Source organism: Bifidobacterium sp. MSK.13.1 (assembly GCF_019131435.1).
Taxonomy (GTDB): domain Bacteria; phylum Actinomycetota; class Actinomycetes; order Actinomycetales; family Bifidobacteriaceae; genus Bifidobacterium; species Bifidobacterium pseudocatenulatum.
This window is the reverse complement of record NZ_JAHOMM010000015.1, coordinates 1-2,062: the sequence shown is the minus strand read 5'-3', so window position 1 is coordinate 2,062 and position 2,062 is coordinate 1. Positions and strand designations below refer to the sequence as shown.

General features: G+C 59.1%; 1 rRNA gene. It reads right to left on the bottom strand.

The features are described from left to right. Positions 1 to 336 precede the first annotated feature (336 nt). Positions 337 to 1,864: ribosomal RNA gene (locus tag KSY55_RS09015) — 16S ribosomal RNA — on the bottom strand. Positions 1,865 to 2,062: the final 198 nt, after the last annotated feature.

The window sequence follows — 2,062 nt, the reverse complement described above, 5'->3', positions numbered from 1 at the left end:
TGGCGAAATCGCGATAAAGCAAGCAGGACAACAATCCTGCATTGCTCGCGTCCACTATCCAGTTCTCAAACCACCACGCGCCCCGACCGGACCCGACCCACAGGCCCACAGGCCCACGGCGTCCCGCCAGGGGCATCCGGAAAACCGCACGCGACCAAGTCGCGGGTGGCGGTCCGGGAACCCAAAAGCATATCCGCACCACTCCCCGCAAGGCCCCAAGGACCCGCGAAGCCAACGATCTCTTCCACACCAGCACGCCCACACGAACCCGGAAACCATCCCCGGCGCATGGGCCACACGACGGACGCCGGACCGGCGTCCTGAAAAACTCCGTAGAAAGGAGGTGATCCAGCCGCACCTTCCGGTACGGCTACCTTGTTACGACTTAGTCCCAATCACGAGTCTCACCTTAGACGGCTCCATCCACAAAGGGTTAGGCCACCGGCTTCGGGTGCTACCCACTTTCATGACTTGACGGGCGGTGTGTACAAGGCCCGGGAACGCATTCACCGCGGCGTTGCTGATCCGCGATTACTAGCGACTCCGCCTTCATGGAGTCGGGTTGCAGACTCCAATCCGAACTGAGACCGGTTTTCAGGGATCCGCTCCACGTCGCCGTGTCGCATCCCGTTGTACCGGCCATTGTAGCATGCGTGAAGCCCTGGACGTAAGGGGCATGATGATCTGACGTCATCCCCACCTTCCTCCGAGTTGACCCCGGCGGTCCCCCGTGAGTTCCCACCACGACGTGCTGGCAACACAGGGCGAGGGTTGCGCTCGTTGCGGGACTTAACCCAACATCTCACGACACGAGCTGACGACGACCATGCACCACCTGTGAACCCGCCCCGAAGGGAGGCCATATCTCTACGGCTGTCGGGAACATGTCAAGCCCAGGTAAGGTTCTTCGCGTTGCATCGAATTAATCCGCATGCTCCGCCGCTTGTGCGGGCCCCCGTCAATTTCTTTGAGTTTTAGCCTTGCGGCCGTACTCCCCAGGCGGGATGCTTAACGCGTTAGCTCCGACACGGAACCCGTGGAACGGGCCCCACATCCAGCATCCACCGTTTACGGCGTGGACTACCAGGGTATCTAATCCTGTTCGCTCCCCACGCTTTCGCTCCTCAGCGTCAGTAACGGCCCAGAGACCTGCCTTCGCCATTGGTGTTCTTCCCGATATCTACACATTCCACCGTTACACCGGGAATTCCAGTCTCCCCTACCGCACTCCAGCCCGCCCGTACCCGGCGCAGATCCACCGTTAAGCGATGGACTTTCACACCGGACGCGACGAACCGCCTACGAGCCCTTTACGCCCAATAATTCCGGATAACGCTTGCACCCTACGTATTACCGCGGCTGCTGGCACGTAGTTAGCCGGTGCTTATTCGAAAGGTACACTCACCCGAAGGCTTGCTCCCGATCAAAAGCGGTTTACAACCCGAAGGCCGTCATCCCGCACGCGGCGTCGCTGCATCAGGCTTGCGCCCATTGTGCAATATTCCCCACTGCTGCCTCCCGTAGGAGTCTGGGCCGTATCTCAGTCCCAATGTGGCCGGTCGCCCTCTCAGGCCGGCTACCCGTCGTAGGCTCGGTGGGCCGTTACCCCGCCGACTACCTGATAGGACGCGACCCCATCCCATACCGATGAAATCTTTCCCGACACCCCATGCGAGGAGTCGGAGCATCCGGCATTACCACCCGTTTCCAGGAGCTATTCCGGTGTATGGGGCAGGTCGGTCACGCATTACTCACCCGTTCGCCACTCTCACCACCAAGCAAAGCCTGATGGATCCCGTTCGACTTGCATGTGTTAAGCACGCCGCCAGCGTTCATCCTGAGCCAGAATCGAACCCTCCACAAAAAACTTTGCAGAAAGCCAACATGTGACTCTCAAAAACAAGAAAATTGACGATCGCCTTATAAGGAAAGGCGCATCGCACGAAAACCTCACCGTCCTTCAAGGCCTCCCGGCCACTCGCGAACGAGCGGACGATGAACTGGCAATCATTGACTATAAAGAAGTAGTACAAATACGCTCTTGAGTTCTCAAACCACCACC